This window comes from Halorubrum tibetense, from assembly GCF_042661865.1.
Taxonomy (GTDB): Archaea; Halobacteriota; Halobacteria; order Halobacteriales; family Haloferacaceae; genus Halorubrum; species Halorubrum tibetense.
In genome coordinates this window covers 1-1,910 of sequence record NZ_JBHSWW010000378.1, presented here as the reverse complement: position 1 = coordinate 1,910, position 1,910 = coordinate 1, and the positions used below count along the sequence as shown (strand labels likewise).

Genomic DNA, 1,910 nt, shown 5'->3' with positions numbered 1-1,910 from the left:
GTCGGGGCGGCGATCGGCCCGACCCGCCGGGTGACGGTCGGCTGGCTGACGGCCGGGCTCGCCGTCTGGACCGTGCTCCTCGTCGTCGGATCCGTCGCCGGATTCGCCGCCGTCGAGTCGGTTGCCGGTCGGTGACCGCCCGACCGGACCCGCCGCTTCCGGTGCGATTATTTATATACTCCACCGCTACCGACGAGTCCGGTGTCGGCGTCGTTGCGCAGACCGCCCCGCGGAAGCTATCGATACTCGCGTGTCGAGACCACTGATCGGCGGGACACGCTGTGATGAGACGGTGTGTCCGCGTCTGGCTCGGCTGTGTATACAACGGTGGCTCCGTCGAAACCCTCAAGAGCTGGTACGTTTCGCGATCTCGTATTCAGTACAGATCGCCCAGTGATCGATAGCGCAAGTGGGTATCCCGGTATGGATGATCGGCTGTGTATACGTAGCGCAGTGGTGCTGCTGGCGGATATTTATACGTCGATCGCCCCAGCCGGCCGGGGCCTCCCTCCCGTCGGCCCCACTGGCTGCCCTTTGCGTCCCGCCCGGCACAGTACGCACCTCACACCCCCCAGCCTCTCGGTCGGCTCGCGCCTTATAAGGCGCGAACCGGCACGCCACCGCCTTCTTATGTATCAGTGATCGTCGCCGTCGCTCGTGATCCGGGATATACCGTCTCGCCACAGCCGGTGTGCGATGCCCACTCCCACCATCACTCAACAGGCAGTCTTCAGTGAACCCCCGTTTCAGACGAGAACACGTCTGAAAAGTGGCGTTTTAACAGAGTCATACCCGTCTAATCGGTGGTGTCTCTCCCTCTACGGCGCGAGCGCGACGAGCGCGAACGTCTCCGTCCGGGTCGTGGCCTGAACGACCTCGAACCCTGCCTCCTCCAGCGCGCCGACCGCGTCGTCGACGCCGAACCGCTCGTCCGCGGGCGGACCCGCTTCGCCGTTCCCGTCGGCCGACCAGTCGAACACCGCGAGCCGCGCGCCGGAACGGAGAACGCGCGCCAACTCGGCGACAGCGGCGTCGCTCGCGAACTCGTGATAGGTCATCGTCGAGAACGCGGCGTCCAGCGCGTCCGCGTCGAACGGGAGGTCAGCCACGTCGCTCTCGACGAACTCGACGGTCGCGGGCGCGCCCTTCTCGCGATAGTACTCGTGCATCTCCGCCTGGAGGTCGACCGCGTACGTCGTCGCGACGTGCGGCGCGACCGCATCGGTATAAAAACCCGTGCCGCTTCCCAGGTCCGCGACGACGTCGTCGCGGGCCGGGTCGACCGCGCCGACCAGCTCCTCGGCGGAGACCCAGCGGTACCGATCGGGGTCCTCTAATCGCTCCGCGCCGTCGACATCGAACGTGTGGAATCCCATACGTTACTATTGTGCGTGTGGGACAAAAGTGGGCCGATCCGTACGCCGATCGGTTGGACGACCCTGCTCGTCGTCCGCGGTCACCACTCCTCGCGAAGCGCGTCGGCGACGGCGTCGACCTCCCGTTCCGTCGAGACCGCGTGGATCGACACCCGGACCCCGTCGGGTCCCGGCAGGTCGCGCACCACGATCCCGCGGTCCGCGAGGCGCTCCACGGTCGCCGCCGGCTCCGCGACGTCGACCGTTACGAGGCCCGACTCGCACTCGCGCGGGCTCATGAGGTGTCCATCCGGGATCGCCGACTTGAACCGGTCGGTGAGCGACGCGATCCGGTCCTCGACCGTGTCGATCCCGACCGCCTCGATCGCGTCGATCCCCTCCAGTAACCCGACGTGGGCGGCCGCGGTCGCCGTGCCGACCTCGAACCGCTTCGCGCCGGGTTCGTACTCGATCTCGGGTGCGGTCGGCGTCCGGACGCCACGGTAGCCGACGGTCCCCGGCGTCAACCCCTCCGCGACCGCGCGGTCGACGTCG

Annotated in this window: 2 protein-coding genes; both read right to left on the bottom strand. The window is 67.6% G+C overall.

Annotation, left to right across the window (positions count from 1 at the left end):
* Window positions 1–818: 818 nt before the first annotated feature.
* Window positions 819–1,376: a class I SAM-dependent methyltransferase gene (locus ACFQEU_RS15250; protein ID WP_379783535.1), complete on the bottom strand. Its 558-nt coding sequence runs from the start codon at window positions 1,374–1,376 to the stop codon at window positions 819–821.
* Between the two features lie 80 nt (window positions 1,377–1,456).
* On the bottom strand, window positions 1,457–1,910 hold a 454-nt coding region (locus tag ACFQEU_RS15245), incomplete at its 5' end, for an aminotransferase class V-fold PLP-dependent enzyme (protein ID WP_379783533.1).